This window comes from Candidatus Woesearchaeota archaeon, assembly GCA_020854775.1.
In the GTDB taxonomy this organism is placed as follows: domain Archaea; phylum Nanobdellota; class Nanobdellia; order Woesearchaeales; family 21-14-0-10-32-9; genus 21-14-0-10-32-9.
The window spans coordinates 67,063-85,867 of the sequence record JAHKLZ010000002.1; the positions used below are offsets into that span (position 1 = coordinate 67,063).

The 18,805-nt window shown below is 32.9% G+C and carries 19 protein-coding genes and 1 pseudogene; 8 read left to right on the forward strand and 12 right to left on the reverse strand.

Annotated features, from left to right (window positions below; all coding sequences use genetic code 11):
* The first annotated feature begins 143 nt into the window (after positions 1-143).
* From KO361_00275 to KO361_00290, 4 genes are all read left to right on the forward strand, one after another.
* Positions 144-3,986 carry a hypothetical protein gene (locus KO361_00275; GenBank protein ID MCC7574014.1) on the forward strand — a complete coding sequence of 1,281 codons (3,843 nt, stop codon included), beginning with the start codon at positions 144-146 and terminating at the stop codon, positions 3,984-3,986.
* A gap of 22 nt (positions 3,987-4,008) precedes the next feature.
* Complete coding sequence (locus tag KO361_00280) at positions 4,009-4,809, forward strand: hypothetical protein (GenBank protein ID MCC7574015.1); 801 nt, start codon at positions 4,009-4,011, stop codon at positions 4,807-4,809.
* Positions 4,810-4,993: 184 nt separating this feature from the next.
* Positions 4,994-5,188: a cold shock domain-containing protein gene (locus tag KO361_00285; protein ID MCC7574016.1), complete on the forward strand. Its 195-nt coding sequence runs from the start codon at positions 4,994-4,996 to the stop codon at positions 5,186-5,188.
* A gap of 36 nt (positions 5,189-5,224) precedes the next feature.
* Positions 5,225-6,526 carry a DEAD/DEAH box helicase gene (locus tag KO361_00290; GenBank protein ID MCC7574017.1) on the forward strand — a complete coding sequence of 434 codons (1,302 nt, stop codon included), beginning with the start codon at positions 5,225-5,227 and terminating at the stop codon, positions 6,524-6,526.
* A gap of 80 nt (positions 6,527-6,606) precedes the next feature.
* Here the strand turns inward: KO361_00290 and KO361_00295 are convergent, their stop codons facing one another.
* Together KO361_00295 and KO361_00300 are read right to left on the reverse strand one after the other, a co-directional pair.
* Positions 6,607-6,966: a GNAT family N-acetyltransferase gene (locus KO361_00295; protein ID MCC7574018.1), complete on the reverse strand. Its 360-nt coding sequence runs from the start codon at positions 6,964-6,966 to the stop codon at positions 6,607-6,609.
* On the reverse strand, positions 6,887-7,075 hold the full coding sequence (locus tag KO361_00300; protein MCC7574019.1) for a hypothetical protein: 189 nt from the start codon (positions 7,073-7,075) through the stop codon (positions 6,887-6,889). The genes KO361_00295 and KO361_00300 overlap by 80 nt, the downstream gene beginning before the upstream one ends.
* A gap of 35 nt (positions 7,076-7,110) precedes the next feature.
* Between KO361_00300 and KO361_00305 the strand changes: the two genes are divergently transcribed.
* Positions 7,111-7,308 (forward strand): hypothetical protein, encoded by a 198-nt coding sequence (locus KO361_00305; GenBank protein ID MCC7574020.1) that lies wholly within the window; start codon positions 7,111-7,113, stop codon positions 7,306-7,308.
* On the opposite strand, the gene KO361_00310 is transcribed toward KO361_00305, so the two are convergent.
* Positions 7,305-8,378: a GMP reductase gene (locus tag KO361_00310; GenBank protein MCC7574021.1), complete on the reverse strand. Its 1,074-nt coding sequence runs from the start codon at positions 8,376-8,378 to the stop codon at positions 7,305-7,307. The two genes, KO361_00305 and KO361_00310, sit on opposite strands and share 4 nt — an antisense overlap.
* A gap of 151 nt (positions 8,379-8,529) precedes the next feature.
* Here KO361_00310 and KO361_00315 point away from each other — a divergent pair, with 151 nt between their 5' ends.
* Together KO361_00315 and KO361_00320 are read left to right on the forward strand one after the other, a co-directional pair.
* The gene (locus KO361_00315; GenBank protein MCC7574022.1) at positions 8,530-9,033 is read left to right on the forward strand and encodes a hypothetical protein; all 504 of its coding nucleotides are present in this window, start codon (positions 8,530-8,532) and stop codon (positions 9,031-9,033) included.
* Positions 9,034-9,045: 12 nt separating this feature from the next.
* Positions 9,046-10,620: a PhoH family protein gene (locus KO361_00320; protein MCC7574023.1), complete on the forward strand. Its 1,575-nt coding sequence runs from the start codon at positions 9,046-9,048 to the stop codon at positions 10,618-10,620.
* On the opposite strand, the gene KO361_00325 is transcribed toward KO361_00320, so the two are convergent.
* Genes KO361_00325 through KO361_00335 form a run of 3 tightly spaced genes read right to left on the reverse strand, consistent with a single transcriptional unit; the run spans position 10,617 to position 13,377 of the window.
* Positions 10,617-10,889, reverse strand: coding sequence for a chorismate mutase (locus tag KO361_00325; protein MCC7574024.1), 273 nt, complete (start codon positions 10,887-10,889; stop codon positions 10,617-10,619). The genes KO361_00320 and KO361_00325 overlap by 4 nt on opposite strands.
* Positions 10,886-11,206 (reverse strand): hypothetical protein, encoded by a 321-nt coding sequence (locus KO361_00330; protein ID MCC7574025.1) that lies wholly within the window; start codon positions 11,204-11,206, stop codon positions 10,886-10,888. The genes KO361_00325 and KO361_00330 overlap by 4 nt, the downstream gene beginning before the upstream one ends.
* Entirely contained in the window at positions 11,203-13,377 is a 2,175-nt protein-coding gene (locus tag KO361_00335; GenBank protein ID MCC7574026.1) for a DEAD/DEAH box helicase, read from the reverse strand. The genes KO361_00330 and KO361_00335 overlap by 4 nt, the downstream gene beginning before the upstream one ends.
* A gap of 115 nt (positions 13,378-13,492) precedes the next feature.
* On the opposite strand from KO361_00335, the gene KO361_00340 reads away from it, so the two are divergent.
* The gene (locus KO361_00340; protein MCC7574027.1) at positions 13,493-13,837 is read left to right on the forward strand and encodes a DUF2304 domain-containing protein; all 345 of its coding nucleotides are present in this window, start codon (positions 13,493-13,495) and stop codon (positions 13,835-13,837) included.
* On the opposite strand, the gene KO361_00345 is transcribed toward KO361_00340, so the two are convergent.
* The 6 genes and pseudogenes from KO361_00345 to KO361_00370 all read right to left on the reverse strand — a co-directional run bounded on the left by KO361_00345 (position 13,818) and on the right by KO361_00370 (position 18,526).
* Positions 13,818-14,750 (reverse strand): HAMP domain-containing histidine kinase, encoded by a 933-nt coding sequence (locus tag KO361_00345; GenBank protein MCC7574028.1) that lies wholly within the window; start codon positions 14,748-14,750, stop codon positions 13,818-13,820. The genes KO361_00340 and KO361_00345 overlap by 20 nt on opposite strands.
* Before the next feature lie 64 nt (positions 14,751-14,814).
* Entirely contained in the window at positions 14,815-15,270 is a 456-nt protein-coding gene (locus KO361_00350; protein ID MCC7574029.1) for a YbaK/EbsC family protein, read from the reverse strand.
* 39 nt (positions 15,271-15,309) lie between these two features.
* The gene (locus KO361_00355) at positions 15,310-15,669 is read right to left on the reverse strand and encodes a hypothetical protein (protein MCC7574030.1); all 360 of its coding nucleotides are present in this window, start codon (positions 15,667-15,669) and stop codon (positions 15,310-15,312) included.
* A gap of 58 nt (positions 15,670-15,727) precedes the next feature.
* A complete protein-coding gene (locus KO361_00360) occupies positions 15,728-16,468 on the reverse strand; it encodes a hypothetical protein (protein ID MCC7574031.1) in 741 nt (246 codons plus the stop codon).
* A gap of 290 nt (positions 16,469-16,758) precedes the next feature.
* Positions 16,759-17,595: pseudogene (gene dinD / locus KO361_00365) on the reverse strand (DNA damage-inducible protein D).
* Positions 17,596-17,695: 100 nt separating this feature from the next.
* A complete protein-coding gene (locus KO361_00370; GenBank protein ID MCC7574032.1) occupies positions 17,696-18,526 on the reverse strand; it encodes a Bro-N domain-containing protein in 831 nt (276 codons plus the stop codon).
* Positions 18,527-18,805: the final 279 nt, after the last annotated feature.

Below are 18,805 nucleotides of genomic sequence, written 5' to 3' on the forward strand. Positions count from 1 at the left end.
AATAAGTTTTTAATATTGATGATTATTTTTATATTTTTATAAATATTTTACCCTTTTTTTACTTTTTTTTGTTTTATAAGTATTATTTTTTTAAATAAATCATTTTAGTAAATTATTTAAATATATCAAGTAAGTATTTTGTAATGGTTAAAAAATTATTTTCACTAATATTACTTTTGTTGATTTCACTAACTCTTTTCAGTGTTTCTGTTCAAGGATTGGATGAGCAAGTTAATTGTTTTAAGATTAACAATTTGCCGAGTTGCGGATTCGCTATTTGTCAAGATACTGGGGGCTTCATGAATGTTGATTGTTCTTGTGATTTTTCTCATAAGGAGTATTCTATTTGTTCTTGGCAACCTAGTTGTCCTGATTGGGCTCCTCTTACATCTAAGAACTTCGAAGTTAATACAACTAAGGAATATGATTTATTAATTTTGGAGAATGAATACGCTTCTTATTACGACGTTTTATTAAAAGATTTTTATGAGCACGAATTTGAAAGTTTGGGAATTGTGAATGTTTCTGATATTTTATTTGATAAACATGGTTGGCTTAAGGATTCCAGGCTTGTTTTTTTTGATAAGAATCAATCTGGTTTCTTTGTTTACTTCGTGGTTTTTCATGAGAGGGATTTTTCTTATGTTTCTTTTTTCATTGATCCTTTGAATAAGGAATTAAAAGAAGTTAATGTTGAAAAGAATGTGCGTTTTGTTGAGAATGAAATAGTAAAAAGGGCGATTCTTAGAGATAAGGAGATTAATCCTTTGGAGGGTTTTGTTTTTGAAAGAGTTATTCCTTATTCTACTAGTAATAGATCTTTTTTATTGTATAGACACGAGGATGATATACAACAAAAAAGAGTTGTCAAATCAAGTTTTAATATTTCTAAAGGAGATTTAAATTTGACTGATTCTATTAGTATTTCTAGAACCTTTGAAATTGTTGATTATAGTTTCTTGTTTCGTGAAGAATTATTAAGTTATATGAATGAATTAGTTCCTGTTGAGGATGAATCTTTAATTGATATTGTTAAAGCCTTAAAAAACGAGCGTTTTGGAAGTCATGTTTCTGTTAGTATTGTGTTCGAGCAGGGTTTTGTTTCTGATAATTATAAAGTTTTGTTAGAGAGTAAAGTTTCTGATTTAAATGATATTAAGTTGTCTTTTAATGGAGAAAAAAATACTGTTTTATTTAACACGGATGAGTTTAGTTATTATCCTAATATTTTTGTGTTTAATAATCATGTTATTATAATTAATAATTTGAGTGTTTTTGATTCTGAAGAATTAGCTATAAAAACGATTAATAATAAAGAGTTTTATAAGCGAGCTGTTTTGGATTCTTTCTTTGATGAATCAAGTCTTGTTTTTCAAGAAATCAATGAAGAATTTTTTGAGACTTATTTATTGATTTATGATTTTTTAATAAATCCTACTAATGTTCTTAATCACGGACATTATTTTATTGTTTTAGAAGAGGATAAATTAGTTATCAGTAAGGATTATGATTCTTTTTTAGTTGAAGAGCAAGATGATGTTCAGATAGGTTTTTTTAGTGAGGATTTGCAAGTTGAAGTGTCTATGAATCCTTCTAATCCTTTGGTTGATGATGATGCTCTTCCTAGGGATGTTGGTGGTGGGGGTCGTATTCCTTCTGGTTCAAGTGTTGATTTATTATTGTGGTTCTCTAATAATAAAGTTCCAGGGGTTATATCTGATTATTCTGATTTGAGTTTTTGTGAAAAGATTGGTTGGGATAATGTTGATTTGAGTTCTTTGAATGTTTTTTTAAGATCTAAAAGTGGTTTTTCTTCTGAGTTTCCGGAGATAATTGAGATTCCTAGTGGTTCTTTGAGTTTTAATGAAGCTACTTGTTCTTTGTCTGTTCAGCTTCCTGTTAAAGGTGTAAAAGTAGGAGCTTGGAATTCTAGGAGCGATGCTTTGTATGAGTTGTTTTTTGAAGTTTTAGTTAATGTTGATGATTCTATTTATTTAGTTCTTGGTTCTGATGAGTTAAGGTTTCATAGTGTTTATGGAAGTGTTCCTGTAGAACCTAATATTTTTGTTCCTTCTGAATCTTTAGAGGGAAAAGTGTTGTATGAGTTGCCTGATTTATTCAGGGGAACTAATATTAAATCTAATTATTTCAGATATGGTTCTTTTAGCTTTTCTAATAAGATAACTAGGAATAGTTGTTTCTTACCTGAGGGAATAGATAATTGTAGATTGGCGGGTGGTGATTGGTACAGCGTTGATTCTTTTGAGTATCTTAGTTCTCTTGGTATTCGTGGTTTAAGAAAAGTAAGTTTTAGTCCTTCTGAGTTAGATAATGTTTTTATTGATGCGGGCTTGGGTTGTTTCAGGTCTTCTGCGAGAGAGGATAATTGTGGTAGTTCTAATCAGCAAATGTGCGCGTTTGGTTGTGATATGGGTTTATCTCCTTGTGGTGTTCATGGTATTTGTCAAGATAAATGTTTGAAGGACAAAGATTATAGTATTTGGAAACCTATTCCTGGTGATGAGCATGCTAGGTGGAGTGTTGATGGTAAACCTATTGGTGAGGCTGATGCTTCAAGCGTTGAGGGTAAGTCTGCTGATAAGTTAAGTGAGAGCGCTTCTAAGATTTTAATGATTGATGATATAAGAGTAACTCTTTGCAAATCAGATGATTCTAGGTGGAATAATCGTGATGTTTGTGATCCTAAAACTATTTCTAAAGAGGATTTACAAAGTAAGAATTATGATGTTTATGTGAAGGTGTCTGGTGTTAATTGTGACAAGTACGGCTTATGGATTGGTTGGTTTAATAAGCAAGATTCTAGTTTTGGTTCGATTCTTGATTGGTCTAAGTCTGGTAGTTGTTCTGATAACGTGTTAATTTATTCTTCTAATGATTTAAGTTTTGTTAATAGGTTAAAAGAAGGCACTTATGGTTTGCAAGTCGGTGTTTGGACTGAGTGGGAAACTAAGTCGGACAGGTATAGGAATTGGTGGCAAGGTAGTGGTAGTATAATAGTTGAAGGAACTTCTTCTGGTGCGAGTGGTGATTCCTCTGATGAGAGCGGTGATTCTCCAAGTAGTTCTTCAGGTAGTTCTTCAAGTGGTTCTTCTGGTGCAAGTGGTTCTTCTGCGTCATTTGATTCTGATCTTTGTCCTGAAAAATCATTTTTATTAAAAAGTCCTAATAATGGAAAAGATTATTGTTGGTGGTTTTCATTTAATAATAATCACGGGCAGATGTCTTGGTCCGAAGCAATTAGACATTGTAGAGATAATTTGGAGGGTTTTTTTCCTGCGACTGATTTAATTGATTATGCTTACAAATCTACTAAAGACACGGATAAAGAATTATCTTATAATCATAACGTTCTTGGTAATAACGGAGTGTATAATCCTGGTTTAGGAACTAGTAGTTCTGTTTCTAGTTCTTATTTGCTAGTACCTGAACACTTTGCTTGTTTATTGGAGCCTGGTAAGCATTTAGTAGTGAAACCAGATCCTTTTAGTGCTTGTGAGCCTGGAACTATTGATTTGTCTGTTCCTGTGTTTCCAATATTAGCGGGTGAACCACAAAAATATGTTGTTTATTGTTTTGATTCAGATTTAGGTCAAAGAATGACTTATGATTCCGCGCTTAATCATTGTAAGTCTAAAGGTGAGGGTTGGAGAGTTGCAAGTAGTGATGCTTTTGAAGCTTTGCTTTCTAATGATATAAAGAAGCAGTCTTTTTGGTTTGGTAGTAGTGGTTTTTGTGAAGAATTGGAATCTATGGGTTTTATTAATTGTCAAAGAGGAAAAGATCTTAATAATTTTTATTGGTCTTCTACTTCGCATGTTCGTTTCTTTGTGAGACTTTACAATCTTGATTATAAGAGGTGGTTTGATGTTAGGACTGGTTTGCCTAGTGGCGAGTTAAGCCAGGAATATGCTAGTCGTCAACAATACGTACTTTGTTTTAAGGATACGGGGGCTATCCTTGGTTAGTTTAATGCAAAAGAGGTACTTTATGGTGTTTAAAAAAAAGGGGCAAGTAACGATTTTTGTGATTCTGGGTTTGTTGTTAGTTATAGGTGTTTTTCTTTTTATTTTTCTTTCTCGTTCTGATTCTGATCCTGATTTTTTTGGTGATGATCCTCATGGTCGTCTTCGTAGTTATGTTTCTCAGTGTTCTGACTTAGTGGTTGATGATTTTATTCCTAGGGCTTTGATTACTGGGGGTTATGGTTTTTATCCTGATAACGTTGTTAGTGTTGATGGTAAAACTTTTGTTTTGAGTTTTAGCGCGGAGGAATTCGCTGTTATTCATGATTCTTTTATTTCTAGTTCTTTCTTGGTTTCTGAGCTTAGTATTGTTAGGGGTTGCGTGGATTCTTTGTTAGAAGTGGATTTTGAGGCTAATGGTGATAATTTAAGTCTTGATTATTTGTCTTATGAAGTACTCATTGAGGAAGATGTTGTTCTTGTTAATTATTCTTATCATTTATTAGCGTCTAATGTTGACGTTGAGGATTCGTTTCTTAAGTCTTATAGTTCTAGTCTTGGTTTCTTTCTTGATAAAGCTGATGATTTGACTTATTTGTTCGTTGAGGAAAGAGCTGTTGATGAATTATTCAATTATCAGTTTTGTCAATCCATGGCTGAGGATTATGGTTTTATTCCTAAGTACTCCGTTGATTTCTTGAAGGACGTTGACGTTGAGGGTGTTTCTTTCTTGTTTTACAAAGAGTTCTTCGTTGTGTTCTTAGAGAGAAACAATGAGGTTTTTCCTTTCGCGGTTTTGCCTGTTCATGATGGTTATTTTTGTTAATTCGGCGTTTTTTTCTTTGTTTTTTGAAAACAAAGCTTTAAAAACTAGTGTTGTTTCCTAGTTTTATTAGAATCATTTACAAGAATCATTTTATTTCTTCGTAAGTTTACCTTAAGAAAAATATTTTGTGTGTTGTTATGTTTCTAATCTGACTGGCGCGGGGCGTCTGTTTTGGAGGAATAATATAATGGAAGGAAAAGTAAAATTTTTTAATGACTTGAAAGGCTTCGGCTTCATCACTGGTGAAGACGAGAAGGACTATTTTGTTCATACTTCAGGTTTGGCTGACGGTGTAAGATTAAATAATGATGACGCTGTTTTGTTTGATGTTGAGCAAGGAGATAAAGGTCTTAAAGCTGTTAACGTTCGTAAAGCATAATTCTAAGTACTTTAGTTTTATAACACGGTGTTTATTATGTCAGATAATTTAGTTTCTAATTTTAATGGTTTTAATCTTGGTTCTAAGTTGCTAGGCGCGATTCAGCGTCTTGGCTTCGAAGTTCCAACTGAGATTCAAGCTAAGAGTATCCCTTTAATTCTTGAGGGTAAGGACGTGGTTGGTGAATCAGCTACTGGTTCTGGTAAGACTTTAGCTTTTGGTTGCGGTGCGATTGAGTGTTGTTTGCCTAAACAAGGGGTTCAAGCTTTAATTCTTGTTCCTACTCGTGAATTAGCGGAGCAAGTGTCTAAGTCTATTAATGACTTGAACGTTAATAAAAGGTTTAGGATATTGCAGATTTATGGCGGGGTTAGTATTAATCCTCAGATTGACTTTCTTCGTTCTTCGGAGATAGTGGTTGCTACGCCTGGTCGTTTAAAGGATCATATTCAGCGTGGTACGATTGATTTGTCAAAGCTTAAGTTATTAGTTTTGGATGAAGCGGATCGTATGCTTGATATGGGTTTTATTCCTGATGTTGAGGACATTGTTAAGCGTTGTCCTAAGAAGCGTCAGACTTTGTTGTTCTCAGCGACTTTTCCTCCTGCGGTTAGGGTTTTAACTAATAAGTTTTTGTCTAATCCTGTTAATGTTAAGGTTGATAATCAGGTTGATGCGAAGCTTTTGAAACAAGTTTATTATGATGCTCGTCGTGGAGAAAAATTGTCTTTGCTTGTTCATCTTATTAAGAATGAGGAGTCTGATAGAATCATGGTTTTTTGTAATACTCGTATGAATTCTGATTTGGTTCATCAAAATCTTGTTAGGAATAATATTAAGGCATCTGTTCTTCATGGTGGATTTACTCAGGCTAGTAGGACTAAGGTTATTGATAATTTTAAGACTGGTAAGTGTAAAGTTCTTGTTTGTACTGACGTCGCGGCGCGTGGTATTCATGTTGATGATGTTTCTCATGTTTATAATTATGATATGGCTAAGGATCCTAATGATTATGTTCATAGGATTGGTAGGACTGCTCGTGCGGGTAGTGAAGGATTAGTTGTTAATCTTGTTAGTGATTTGGATCATGATAATTTTTCTAGGGTTTTTTCTAATTATGATTTTAGCATTGATAAGCTTTCTCCGCCTGAAGACATGGTTAGAATAAAGTTTGATATTTCTAAGCCTAGGGATAATAATGATCGCGTGGGTTCTAATCGTAGAGGTTCTTCTCAAGGCAGATCTAATAATAGTGGTGGGAGGACTGGTTCAAGGCCTAGTGGTAGAAGTGGTTTTTCAGGTAACAGAAATAGTTCTTCTCGTCTTAGAAGGCGTTAATTTTTTGTTATGCTTTCTCCTTTTAGATTAGTTATTTTTTTTATTTTTTCAAATAATTTTTTTCCTTGTTCTGAGAATGTTCAAGCGAATAATTCTATGTTTTCATATTCTTTTTGGTAATAACTTATCATTTTTATGATTGTGTTTGTTGCTATTCCTTTTGTTCTATGATCTTTGTGTATGTACGCTGACATCACGTACAGGGTTTCTATGTTTTTCTTTGTTATTTTCGTTTTTATGTTTTTTATTAGTTCTTTTTCTGTTATTTCTTTGTTTAGGAATTGGTTCATTAGGTCTTTGTTGCAAGGAATAATGGTTATGAATCCTATTATTTCATTTTTATTTTTTATTATGCTAAAACTATATGGGTGTTTTTTTTTGTAGTTCGTAGAATTCTTTTTTTGAACCGTTGTATTGTGTTTTGTCTTTATCTGTTCCAAATTCTTTTGTTGCTATTTCGTAAACTTTGTTTAAGTCTTCGTATTTTATTTCTTCGTTGAATAAGTATTTTAAGCTCATTTTTTTGTTGTTGTTTATTTTTTTTTTCAAAAAGTATAAAAACAAGTTAATTAATGTAGTTGTTTATGAAGCGAAAAGCAATCTTGTTTTTGACGTTAGTATTTTTGTTATTGGCGGCTATGTTCGCTATGGGTTCCGGCGCGAGTATTACTGGTTTCGTTGTTGCTGATGCGTCTCAGGTTGCTCCTGTTAATCAGATTTTCTCTGTTGCTTTCTTGTTTCTTGCTTTAGCAGTTTTTATTGTTGGATTGCTTCATGATTAGTTCTTATGGTTATCGTATGGTTCTAAGTAAGTGCTTAGTTGTCTGTTTACCATGATGAAAGTTGTTCTTTTACTAAATTCTCTTAGGCTTCTTGCACCTATGTATGTGGCTGTGCTTCTTAGAGATCCTAGTATTTCATGTACTAATTCGTTAACATCTCCTTTGTAGGGTACTTCTACTGTTCTTCCTTCGCTTGCTCTGTGCTCGTCTACTTTTCCGTAGAATTTGTTCATCGCTGTGGCTGAGCTCATTCCGAAGTGTTCTTTGTATTTTTTTCCATTTCTTTCTATTAGGTCTCCTCCGCTTTGGTCGTATCCTGCGAACATTGAGCCTATCATTACGAAGTCTGCGCCTCCTCCGAATGCTTTAGCTATGCATGAAGGGCTTGTTATTCCTCCGTCGCTCATTATTCTTCCTGACCCGTTTCCTTTGCTTATTCCGTGAGCTGCGTCTCCGCATTCTATTACTGCGCTTAGTTGAGGATATCCTACTCCTGTTTGTTTTCTTGTTAAGCAGGCTGATCCGCTTCCTATTCCTATTTTTACTATGTCTGCGCCTTCTAGTAGTATTTGTTCTGTTATTTCATTTGTTACTACGTTTCCTGCTATGATTATGTGTTCCGGGCATAGTTTTCTTATTTCTTTTACTTTGTTTATGAATCTTTCAAGGTACGCGTTTGGAACGTCTAATACTATGAAGCTGAAGTTGTTCAGTAAGTTTTTTTCTTTTACTTTTTTTAGTTTATCTATGTCTTCATCTCTTATTCCTAGTGTGTATGCTATGTAATCTGGTTCGTTGTATTCTTTGAAGAATTCTTCGAGTTCTTCTATTGTGTAGAATTTGTGTAATGCTGTTATCATTTTGTGTTTTGAAAGGGTTTTTGCCATTTCTAGTGTTCCTGATGTCGCCATGTTCGCGGTTATTATTGGTATCCCTGTCCATTTCTTTGGTGAATGTAAGAATGTGAATGTTCTTTCTAGGAGCACGTCTTTTCTTGATGTTAGTGTGCTTCTTTTTGGTCTTATTAGTACGTCTGAAAAGTCTAGTTTTAGTTCGTTATCTATTCTCATTTTGTTTTGGAACTCTTTTGATTATATTAAGTTTTTTATTAAATTAATTCACAAAACTTTTTTTGTCACTATTATTTCATAGAAACATTTATATAGGATTTTGTTAATCTTTTCAGTATTCATATTTTTTTTTAGGTTTGGGGGTTGATTCGTGGTTAAACAAAAAGATAAGTCTTTAGATGATAAGCAATTATTTTCTATGCTTAGTTTGCTTAAGTCTTGTTCTGATAACGAATTTGATTTTTCTAGTATTGCTACGTATAGTTTGTTTGAGGGGTTGTCTAAGTATAAGTGTGCTCGTAAGAATATGTCTTCTGAAGAAGCTAAGTTTAATGAAGTTAAATGCGTTTATAGTGCTCTTGAAAAAAACATTGAGGATTGTATTGAGAAAGGCAGTTCTAGTGTTTCTTTGAATCTTATGCTTGTTGAGGATATTTTATCTAATTATGCTAGTGGTGAAGCAATTCCTAAGAGTGCTTTACTTAAAGAAATTGTTTCTAGTAATTCTTTTAAGCGTTCTGAAAAAAATTTTGGGATGTACGTTGAAGAAAAAGGTAGTAAGCTTTACAGAGTAGTTTTGGATAAGGGTAAGTTTAGTGGTAATCGTAATATTTTGTTGAATGATTACGAGTCTATTAGCAGAGTTTTTATGTAGTGAGGTGTTAGTGTGAAGAAGAAGTATCATAATATTTATTCGCCTTTGATTGATACTATTGAGTTGGCGGGTCCTGATATTTTGAAGGAATTCGAGGCTAAGTCTAAGGATGATAATAATAAGAATTTGTTGGTTCTTCCTAGGGAGATGATTGGTGTTCTTGGTAGGTCTAAGAAGCAGGGTTCTTTTGGCGCGGAGGATTTTTTGAGGGCTTTGGATGAAGTTAGAATTAATGAAGCTGAGTCCACGGAGAATTATAATGTTTATAACATGATGGATAGGCTCGATGTTGCTTTTGTTAAGGGTGTTGGTTTGATTTCTGATTATTCTGCGTTTGAAAAAAGGATTAATGAGTTTTGGGAAGCGGTTGATAATGATGGTTCTTGGGGTAATCGTCCTAAGTTTATTTCTAATGATTCTTCTGTTCGTGTTGATTTGAAGGATAGGGGTTTGGCGGTTGATAAGCCTGGTTTTTTGCTTCATGATGAGAGCATTGTTAAAAAGGGTGTGATTGTTGCTTCTAATAAGTTCGCGGAGAAGATTTTTTCTTCTCCTAAGGGTTTGTCTTTGGATGAAGCGGTTGATTTGTTGAATCCTGTTGATGGTGCTTTGTATCCTAATCAGTTCGTTAAGATTCGAGGTGATTCTCCTCGTTATGCTAGAGTTGTGGGTGATTTGAAGCGTTCTTCTAATGGTAAGATTATTGGTTATGATAATCCTAGGGTTGTTTTGTTGAATGATCAGGAGTATAATAAGAAAGTGAGGGTTGGTTCTGTTGTTAGGGATAATGTTTTGGGTGTGTCTGCTTGGGACATGGAGCAGTACTTGGCTTTTCAGTATGGATTATTTAATGATGATGTTGAATTGTTCTTTATGACTGGTGGCGCGGGTTCTGGTAAGACTTTGCTTAGTTATGTTTCTGTTATTGATCAAGTTTTATGGTATGATTCTAGTATTGCTAAAGCTAGGGGTTATGGGGTTGATGGTAAGGGTGAACAAGTAAGGTATAAGTTCAAGCAAATTGTTTTGTTAAAACCTAATAATCTTATTGGTAAGGATAGGGATATTGGTTTTTTGCCTGGTAGTATGTATGATAAGTTAGAGTCTCATTTGATGCCTTTTATTGATGCGCACGAGGAATGTGTTCTTGATGAATTCTTTGGGTTTGAGGATTTGTTATCTCATCCTAAGAGGGATACTTCTCAGTTTAAGAAGAGGCCTGATATTCCTAAGATTAATGGTGAAGCGTATTTATCTCCTAAGCTTCCTGTTTTTAGGATGACTTATTCTGGGGTTATGCGTGGTCGTTCTTTTAGTGATACTATGATAGTGGTTGATGAAGGGGAGAATTTTACTCCTTATGAGATGAAGACTATTTGTGGTAGGGTCGGTATGGGTTCTAAGCTTCTTGTTCTTGGTGATCCTGCTCAGATTGATAATCCTCTTTGTACTAGGGATGTGAATGGTTTGACTCATGCGATTAAGCATTATTTGCCTATGGCTTATTCTGCGCTTATTCATTTGCCTAAGAATTATAGGTCTCAGTTATCTGAGGATTCTAATGCGTGGAATGTTTATAGTCATTAATTTTTTATTTTTTGTTGTTGTTCTTTTGAATTGGTTATTATTAGTTTGAACATTTTTTTTAAGAACTCAGGATTTATTTCGTTTTTTTTGGCTAGTTCTTCTATTTTTTGTTTTTGTTGTTTTTCTCTGTTTTTATCTTCTATGTTCAGTTTTTTTATTTTTTTTATTTTACCTATTTCTAATACTATTTTGTTTCTTTTTCTTATTTGTTTTATTATTTCTTTGTCTGTTTTGTCTATTTCTTTTCTTAGTTGTGTTAGTGTTTTCATTTTGTTTTTTCTTTGTATAATTTCTTTGTTTCTTCGTAACTTTTTTTTATTAGTGGAAAATAAAATTTTTGGTTTCCTGCATTTGGCAATATTAATATCTCGTTTTTTGATAAGTAAGCTCTGTGTATCATTGTGAAGTTTATTTGGTTGTGTGGAGAATATAATTTGTTTTCTTTAATTATGTGGGTTATTGTTTCTTTTAGCATACCTTTTGTTAGTACTTCGTCCATGCAGTACAGAAATTTTTGTAGTTCTTCTTCTGTTCCTTTTATTGTTATTTTGTTGTGTTTTTCATCTATTTGTTCTTCGAGTGTCATTTTTCTTCGTATTCTTTGTTTATTATTTCTTGTATTTTTTTAGCTTTTTTTTCTCCTATTAGTTCCACGCTTCTTAGTTCTTCTTCGTCAGCGTTCATTATTTTTTTTATGGTTTTAAATTTTTCTAGTAGGTGAGGTGCGAGTTTCATTCCTATTCCTGGCAAGCTCGAAACGATGTATTCTTGTTGTTCTTTATCTGTTATTGGTTTAACTGAGTGTAGTTGATAATCTTGTTCTTGTGGGTTTTGTTCTTTGTTTGCTATGAATAATAAGTACGAAGCGGTTTCTTTTGGGTTCTTGGTGAATATCACAGGTATCTTCATAATAGTTGTTAGTGTATATATCATTCCTCTTATCGCGTTTGGGTGTATTTTTCTTTGTGTGTAAATATCTTCATCTCCTTCAACTATTATTAATGGTTTGTAGTATTGTTTTAGTTCTTTCGCTTGGCTTAATAATCGTCCGTCTATTATGCTGTCCACAAAATCTTTTATTTTTTTGTATTCTATTACTACGTTCTCAGTTAAGTGGTAATCTCCTATTTGTAAGCTTTTTAGTTCTAAGTTAGCTCCCATCTCCATGAGTGTTTTCATAACAGCTGAATTTTTTTCTCTGTAATCTGCGAGCATGTGCACGTTTTTTTGTTCGTACTCTTTTATAGTGGTTTGTTTTCTTTCCATTGCTGATACTTTGTTTTTTATGTTTTTTAATACGCGGTACATTCTTTTTTCTTTGTAGTGCGCGACCCATCTGTTACTTTCATCTCTTGTTTCTTTTGTTACTAGTACTATGACTCTTCCGGATTTGTGTCTTCCTGTTCTTCCTCGTCTTTGAACGGTTCTTATCGCGCTTGGTACTGGTTCGTAGAATAGTACTAGTTCTACTTCTGGGATGTCTAGGCCTTCTTCGCCTACGCTTGTTGCTATTAAGCATGAGAACTCGTTTTGTTTAAAGCGTTCTATCATTTCTTTTTGGTTTTTTTGGCTTAGTCCTGCGTTTTTCTTTTTTGCTTGCCCTGTGAATAGTTCGCTTTTTACGTAGCACGCATCTAGTATTTCTTTTATTTTTATTCCTGTGTCTCTGAATTGGGAAAATATTATTATTTTTGCGTCTGGTTTTTTTTCTAGTTCTTCTAGTATTATTTTTTTTGTTGCATCTATTTTTGGGTGTGAATGGTTTTCTTTTATGGATTTAGCAGCTATTAGTGCTGATCTGAAATTAACGTCTTTAACTAAGTTTTTTACTGCTTTAGTATTTGAGGTTAGTGCTTGTTTTTCTAGTTGTTCTAAGTATTCTATTAAAGGATGCACTCCTTGTGTTTCTATTAAGTCTTGTGCGTGTTGAATTTTTAGCGCCTCACTGAGTAAACTTATGGTTTTTAGTACTTCAAAGTTTTTTTCTCCGTTCGCTACTTTTCCATGCAATTCAGAAATCATTTTTAGCAAATTAGTTTTTGTGTATGTTGCTCCTTGTTTTATGTATCCTAGAAGCGTTGCTTCTTTTAGTTTTGATTCGTAGCTCTTATCTAAGAACATTTTTACTCTTTTTAGTTCTTCAGGGAGTTGTACTTGTACGTATTCTAGGTCTAGGTCTTGTACGTATGGTAGAACATCTAGGTCTTCTTGGCTTCTGTATTCTATTTCTTCTACTTGTAAGTTTTTGCATACATCTAGTATTGTTTCTTCATCTGATCCTGGACTAGCTGTTAATCCTAGTATCCTAGGATTTTTTGCTGTTTCTTGGTATTTTTTTGCTAGGAAAACGTAGGAGTAATCTCCTACTGCTCTGTGAGCTTCGTCAAATATTATTACTGATACGTCTTTTAAGGATATTTTGTTGCTTATTACGTCGTTTTCAAAGCCTTGTGGTGTGCTTGCGAAGACTTGGTTTTTTTCCCATAGTTCTTTTCTTTTTTCTGGGCTTATTGTTCCTGAGAAACTCGTCACGTTTTCTAAGAAGTCTTTTAGTGTTGTTTCGTGTTGTTGTACTAAGGGTTTTGTTGGTGCTAAGAAGACTGCTTTGGATTCGGGGTATAAGGTTATGCGGTGTTTTATTAGCATGGCTGCTATCGCTGTTTTTCCTAGTCCCGTGGGTAGTACTGCTAACGTGTTTTTTGATGTGGCTGTTCCCAGAATGGATTCTTGGTATAGTCTTAGTTTGAATTCCGCCATTTTTTTTTTATTAATGGGTTTTTGTTTAAAAATATGTTGTATGGTTGTCCATTGCTTCTTTTTTTGATAATATTTATATAATACAAGATGTTTTTTTGGGGTTAGAGGTTGTTTTATGTTTTTGGGAGTTCAATTATTAGGTTTGGTTTTCGTTGCGGTCATGGTTTATTTTACTTATTTGAATTATAAGCGTCATAATTATGGTTCTAGGAGTTTTATTTCTTGGTTAGTTGTTTGGTTATTTGCGGGTTTGTTTGTGTTGTTACCTAGTTCTATTTATAATTTCATGGGGTTTCTTAGTATTGATAGGACTCAGGATTTCTTTTTTATTGGGGCTTTCGTGGTTTTGTTTGTTATTGTTTTTAATATGTATGTCACGATTAAGAAGACTAACGCTAAGGTTGAGGAATTTGTTAGTCTTGATGCTTTAAAGAATCCTGTTAAGAAGCGTAAGAAATAAAATTTGTTTTTGGTAGGGTCACGTAGAAAGTGCTTCCTTTTCCAAGTTCTGTTTCTAGGTCTAGTTTTCCACGTAGTCCTTCCACGCATCTTTTCACTATGGATAGGCCTACTCCGTAACTTTTTATGTTGGTTGTGTTTACTTCTTGGTTGTTTGATTTAAAGTAAGGATTAAAGATTTTTTGTACGTCGTGACTATCTATTCCTGTTCCTGTGTCTTTAACGTAGAATTGTATTTTTTCATCTAGGTCTTGTACGCCTAGTTCTATTGTTCCTTTCTCGGTGTATTTTATCGCGTTAGTTATTAAATTGTCTAGTATTCTTTCTAGTATTACTTTGTCTGTTTCTATTTCTGTGTTTTCTGTTATTTGGTAATTTGTTCGTAGTTCTAGTTGTTTTCCTTGTGTTTTTGACTGATCTATTAGAAATTTAGCGTTTTTTTCTGTTTTGTGCACTATGTCTGTTAAGTTTTCTGTTTGCAAATTATATGTTTGTCTTCCTTGTTTTAGGCTTTCTAGGGTGGATTGAATCATGTTTTGTTGATCTTTATTTCCTTCTTCTATTTGTTCAAGGAAGTCTTTTCTTGCTTCGTCTGTGTAGAGTGTTGAGAATCCCATTATTCTGTTTAAAGGATTTCTTAAATCGTGGAATAATCCTCTTACCATGTCTCGATTTAGGCTTTTTTCTTCGTATTGGGGTACTATGTCTGAGTATAGTTCGTCTATTTTTTGTATTTGTTGTTCGGCATCTTTAAATATCAGGTTGGTGTATGTTTTTATTTCGTCTGTTTTCAGTCCTGGCGTTTTTAGTCTTGTTAGTAGTTGGGTTCTTCTTTGTATTTTTTCTTGGAAGTACGTACTGATTTCTAGCATCACGTTGTCTAAATTCTTTTTTTGTTTCGTTGTTTCTTCCATTTTAAAAAACCCTTTGATTTATAATTACTAAGAAGTGGTAAATATTTATAAATGTTTTGTTTTTTTATTGTTTAACATCTAAAATAAAGGGATTACACAACTTCTTAATATCTTTCACTTTTATCTCAATAAGCGAATAAATAGTGCCTCCACCAACCAAAACAACTTCCTCATCATTTAAATCAGAATCCATAACGAAATTAGCATCATACCCAAAAGGAGGAACACCACCAGCAGGAAAACCCGTCCTAATAATAACATCCTCGAACTTCACAATCTCTAACTTAGGAACATCAAAAAAACTCTTCAATTTAGCCCTACTAACCCTTTCAGAACCCCTAATTATGACCGCGTAATTTTTATTATGCTTATCACTAAACAAAACAGTCTTAACTATTCTACTCAAATCAATACCAGTAACTTCAGCAGACATCTTAGAATCCTTAACAGAATCCTTAAAAACAATTCTTTTCAACAACACATCTTTTTGCTTAGCAAAATCCAATAAGTGTTCAGACATGATTTTTCTAAACAATCTAAGACTTTTTAAAACTGTTGATTAAATAATCATGTTCATCCTTAAAACAGAATACTTCAACAACTCTCTAAGAACTACTTGTTCACCATCATTAAGACTCTTACTCAACTCCTTAACTTTAACAAAAAAGAACTTATCCTTATTAACCCATATCTGAGTCTTATCACCTTTAAAATCATGAAAAAAACTTATGCTTTTCTTTTTATCTTCAAGAACAAGAATTATTTCTCCCAACTCCAAATCATTCATTTTAACTTTTTTCCAAGACCAAGAATCCTCGCTTTTCTTTCCAAATTCAAAATAAAACTCCAATTTCTCATTCAAGTATGCTTTCAAACAATTATCTTTTCCAAAGAAGTCTTTTCCAAGTATTTTTTTCATAAAAAAAACAAATACTTATTTATTTAAAAACCCTTTTTGCGCGTTTGACCAGTGCGTCTTATTCGCACCTAAAGTCTTTTGTTCCAAAACTTTTTCTTTCAATAGAATACTTACGCTCAACGTACTCTTTAGATCTGCTAATAGCATATTTTAAATCAGGAACATCATACTTAATGATGTCTGCTTCTATCAATCTTATCTTAGAATAAAACCATTTTATTATTCCAGGATCAGGCGAGCCATTTCTTAATTGCTCACCCAAAACAAAGAAATTAGACTTATAGTCATAATCCTTAGGTTTTTCAGGCGACGCGTTCACAGCAAGAGTTGTTTCATATCTTCCTATTTCTTCAAGCTTATTTTCCAATAATACTTGCATGTTATTATGAAGTATGTTCTTAGAATTTGTGAGTTTTTTACTTAATTCATCCAAGTATATTTTTTGCATGCAATTAGCCAATTCAGACTCAGGATGTTTCTCATAATAAGGTAAAGCGTTTTTAAAAAAAGTTGCACTAACAGTTTCAGGATTCTTAGAAAAAGGAAACAAGTCATGAAGATTGCCTAGTATTTTGTTCTCAACAAGCTCTAAGTAAGGAGAATTAATAACTGTATTCAAAGAATGATAATAAGTATCAAGATCTAATCTAGGATTGGCTGATTTTAACATTTCATCTAAAAATATAGTTACTGCTTGAAGCTCCAAGTCCTCGGTGTGATTAAAGCGCTTAACACCGCCATTCGTGCTTCTCGTGGACAAGTCTGATTGCAATTCTTTCAAAAAACTATGTATTTTCACTTCGAAGTGGAGAAAACAAGTCTTTTTTTAAAAGTTTTTTGTTATTTATAAAAACAAAACATTTTTTATGAAATCCTGATGTTGCTTTAGCGCAACTTCCAAAGAGCATTATTAAAGAGGATGACTTTCTTTTTTTGAATGAAATTTGTTAAGTCAGAGTTTATTAATTTTAAAATCAGATGGTTTTTTATAGAATTTATATTTTTTATTTTCGGTGTTAGCGAAAAACGTTGGGTAAAGTATTTCTTCATTCTTTTTTATTAAGCCCAATTTTTCAATATCGTCAATATTTAAAGGCGCTTATTTGTAGAAGTTAACTTTTTTTCATCAGCTTTTATTTTTCTCTCTAACTTCTTAATGTCTTCCTCAGCAGGCAAATCTTCTAATTTAATACCGCTTTTAAGAAGAAGTTCTCTAACATCAGAATTATTTTTAACATGTTCTCGAGTAATAATTCTCTCACCAGATAAATCATCTTTATTAACATTAAAGTTAGTAATTTCAGTAGCTAAATTTTTAGCAGTTATAGTTACTGTGGGAAGAAAATCAGCTAAAGGCCTACTCTTAGGAATCTTAAGATGAACCTTCATTGAATGCGTGTTTTTCCCACCAAATAATGCTTCATCACCTTTACTCCTAATCCTGGCAAAACCATCATCATCGACACCTCGCTCATAAATAAGTTTAGAAAGCTCAGTTTCAGATCTCACGAGTTTTTATCTTGCATTGAAACGTTCTCTGAGTTTAATTCTCTCTTCAATTAATTCTTGTTTCCTAGTTTGAATAGCGAAGTAACTCTGAGCAAAAGCAATCTCTTCCTTTCTAGAATCACCATTTTGAGCAATTAAATAACAAGCATGCCTAGTAAGCATAAAATCATCAATTTCTCTCTTAGCACCCGAACCTAGATTAACCTTTTTCCTGACGTTAAGAAAATGGTCATCAAATTCAAATCCCGCATTTTTACAAGATTCTTTAGCTTTTTCAATCACAACAAAGAAATTTTCCCATTTATCATAACCTAGAAGTTTTTGCAAGTCGCGAGCAAACCAATATTCTAATCCTTCTTTTTCATGAACATAATCTTCAAAAGTTTTAGTTAATTTAGCGATAATTTGCTTTTCCATAAAATTAGTAATATTTCTTTATTTAAATATCCTTTTCCCAGAAGTGGCTAGTGCATCTTATGAATACTTTATCTAAGAAATTTTTATTCTACCACGCAAGTCATTTTAACTTCTTTTTATTTTTAAAATGAATATCTTCTGCGTTTTTAGAACTAATAACTTTTCTGCCAATTTCTTTTTCTGTTTCAATTCTCGCTTTTCCAGCAATTCTTCCTCCTCTTTTAGCAATCTTTTTACTTTCATCAAAACCAGTTGGATCTTTATTTTTTGATATCTCTTTTGTTGTAACTTCTGCGAGCATATTGAGAACTAATTCAAGATTAGTCATATTATCTCTTAAATTTTCTTTTTTAAGATTTTTTAATTTTTTATAGTCTTTAACAGATTTACCACTCCATGCCTTAGTAATTTCATTTGTTAAAATTGCATAATCTCCTTGATTTTTTATTCCAACCCTATTCCACTCATCTGTTAATTCTTTTCTTATTTCAATAGTCTTTAATCTCTGATTAACCCATTCTTTAGAATAACCCTTTTTTAAATACGTGCTCAATGCCCTATTTATTGATAGTTCAGGGTCTTGAATTTCATCAATTCTCTCCCTTCCAACTTTAGCAAGCCAAATCTTGAAAGGCTCAGCTTTTTTACTTGGGACGGATTGAATTAAACGTAATAATTGCTCAGTATCGGCTACATCTGTTAAATAATATTTTCCATCCGATGATTGTAATTTCAGTTGTCCTATTTTATCGGACAACTCACTACCTTCTTCTTCAAGTTTCTTTTTTAAATCATTCCAATATTTTCTAGGTCTAGGACTTTCTGTCAATACTTCAACTACATCAACAATAGAAAAATACCATTTTTCTTCGTCTTCATTCCAAAGAACACGAATTTCTTTATTATTGAATAGTTTTATCGCATTTTTCATAATACTTATTAGAATTGGTTTATTATTTATAAATCTCACGCGCAGACTTGACTAGTGCCTAAAAAAGCAAAGAATATAAAAAAACAACACGACTCATAAAAGAATATGAGTTATACAAAGCAAGTACTAAGCGGAAGCATATACTACTTCACAGGATCAGTCCTCGCAGCAATCATCGCGTACTTAACTAAGCTAGTACTCGTAAGAAATTTATCAGTAGAAGACTACGGATTATTCTTCGCAGTCCTCACGTTCGTATTAATTTTTAGTGTGTTTAGA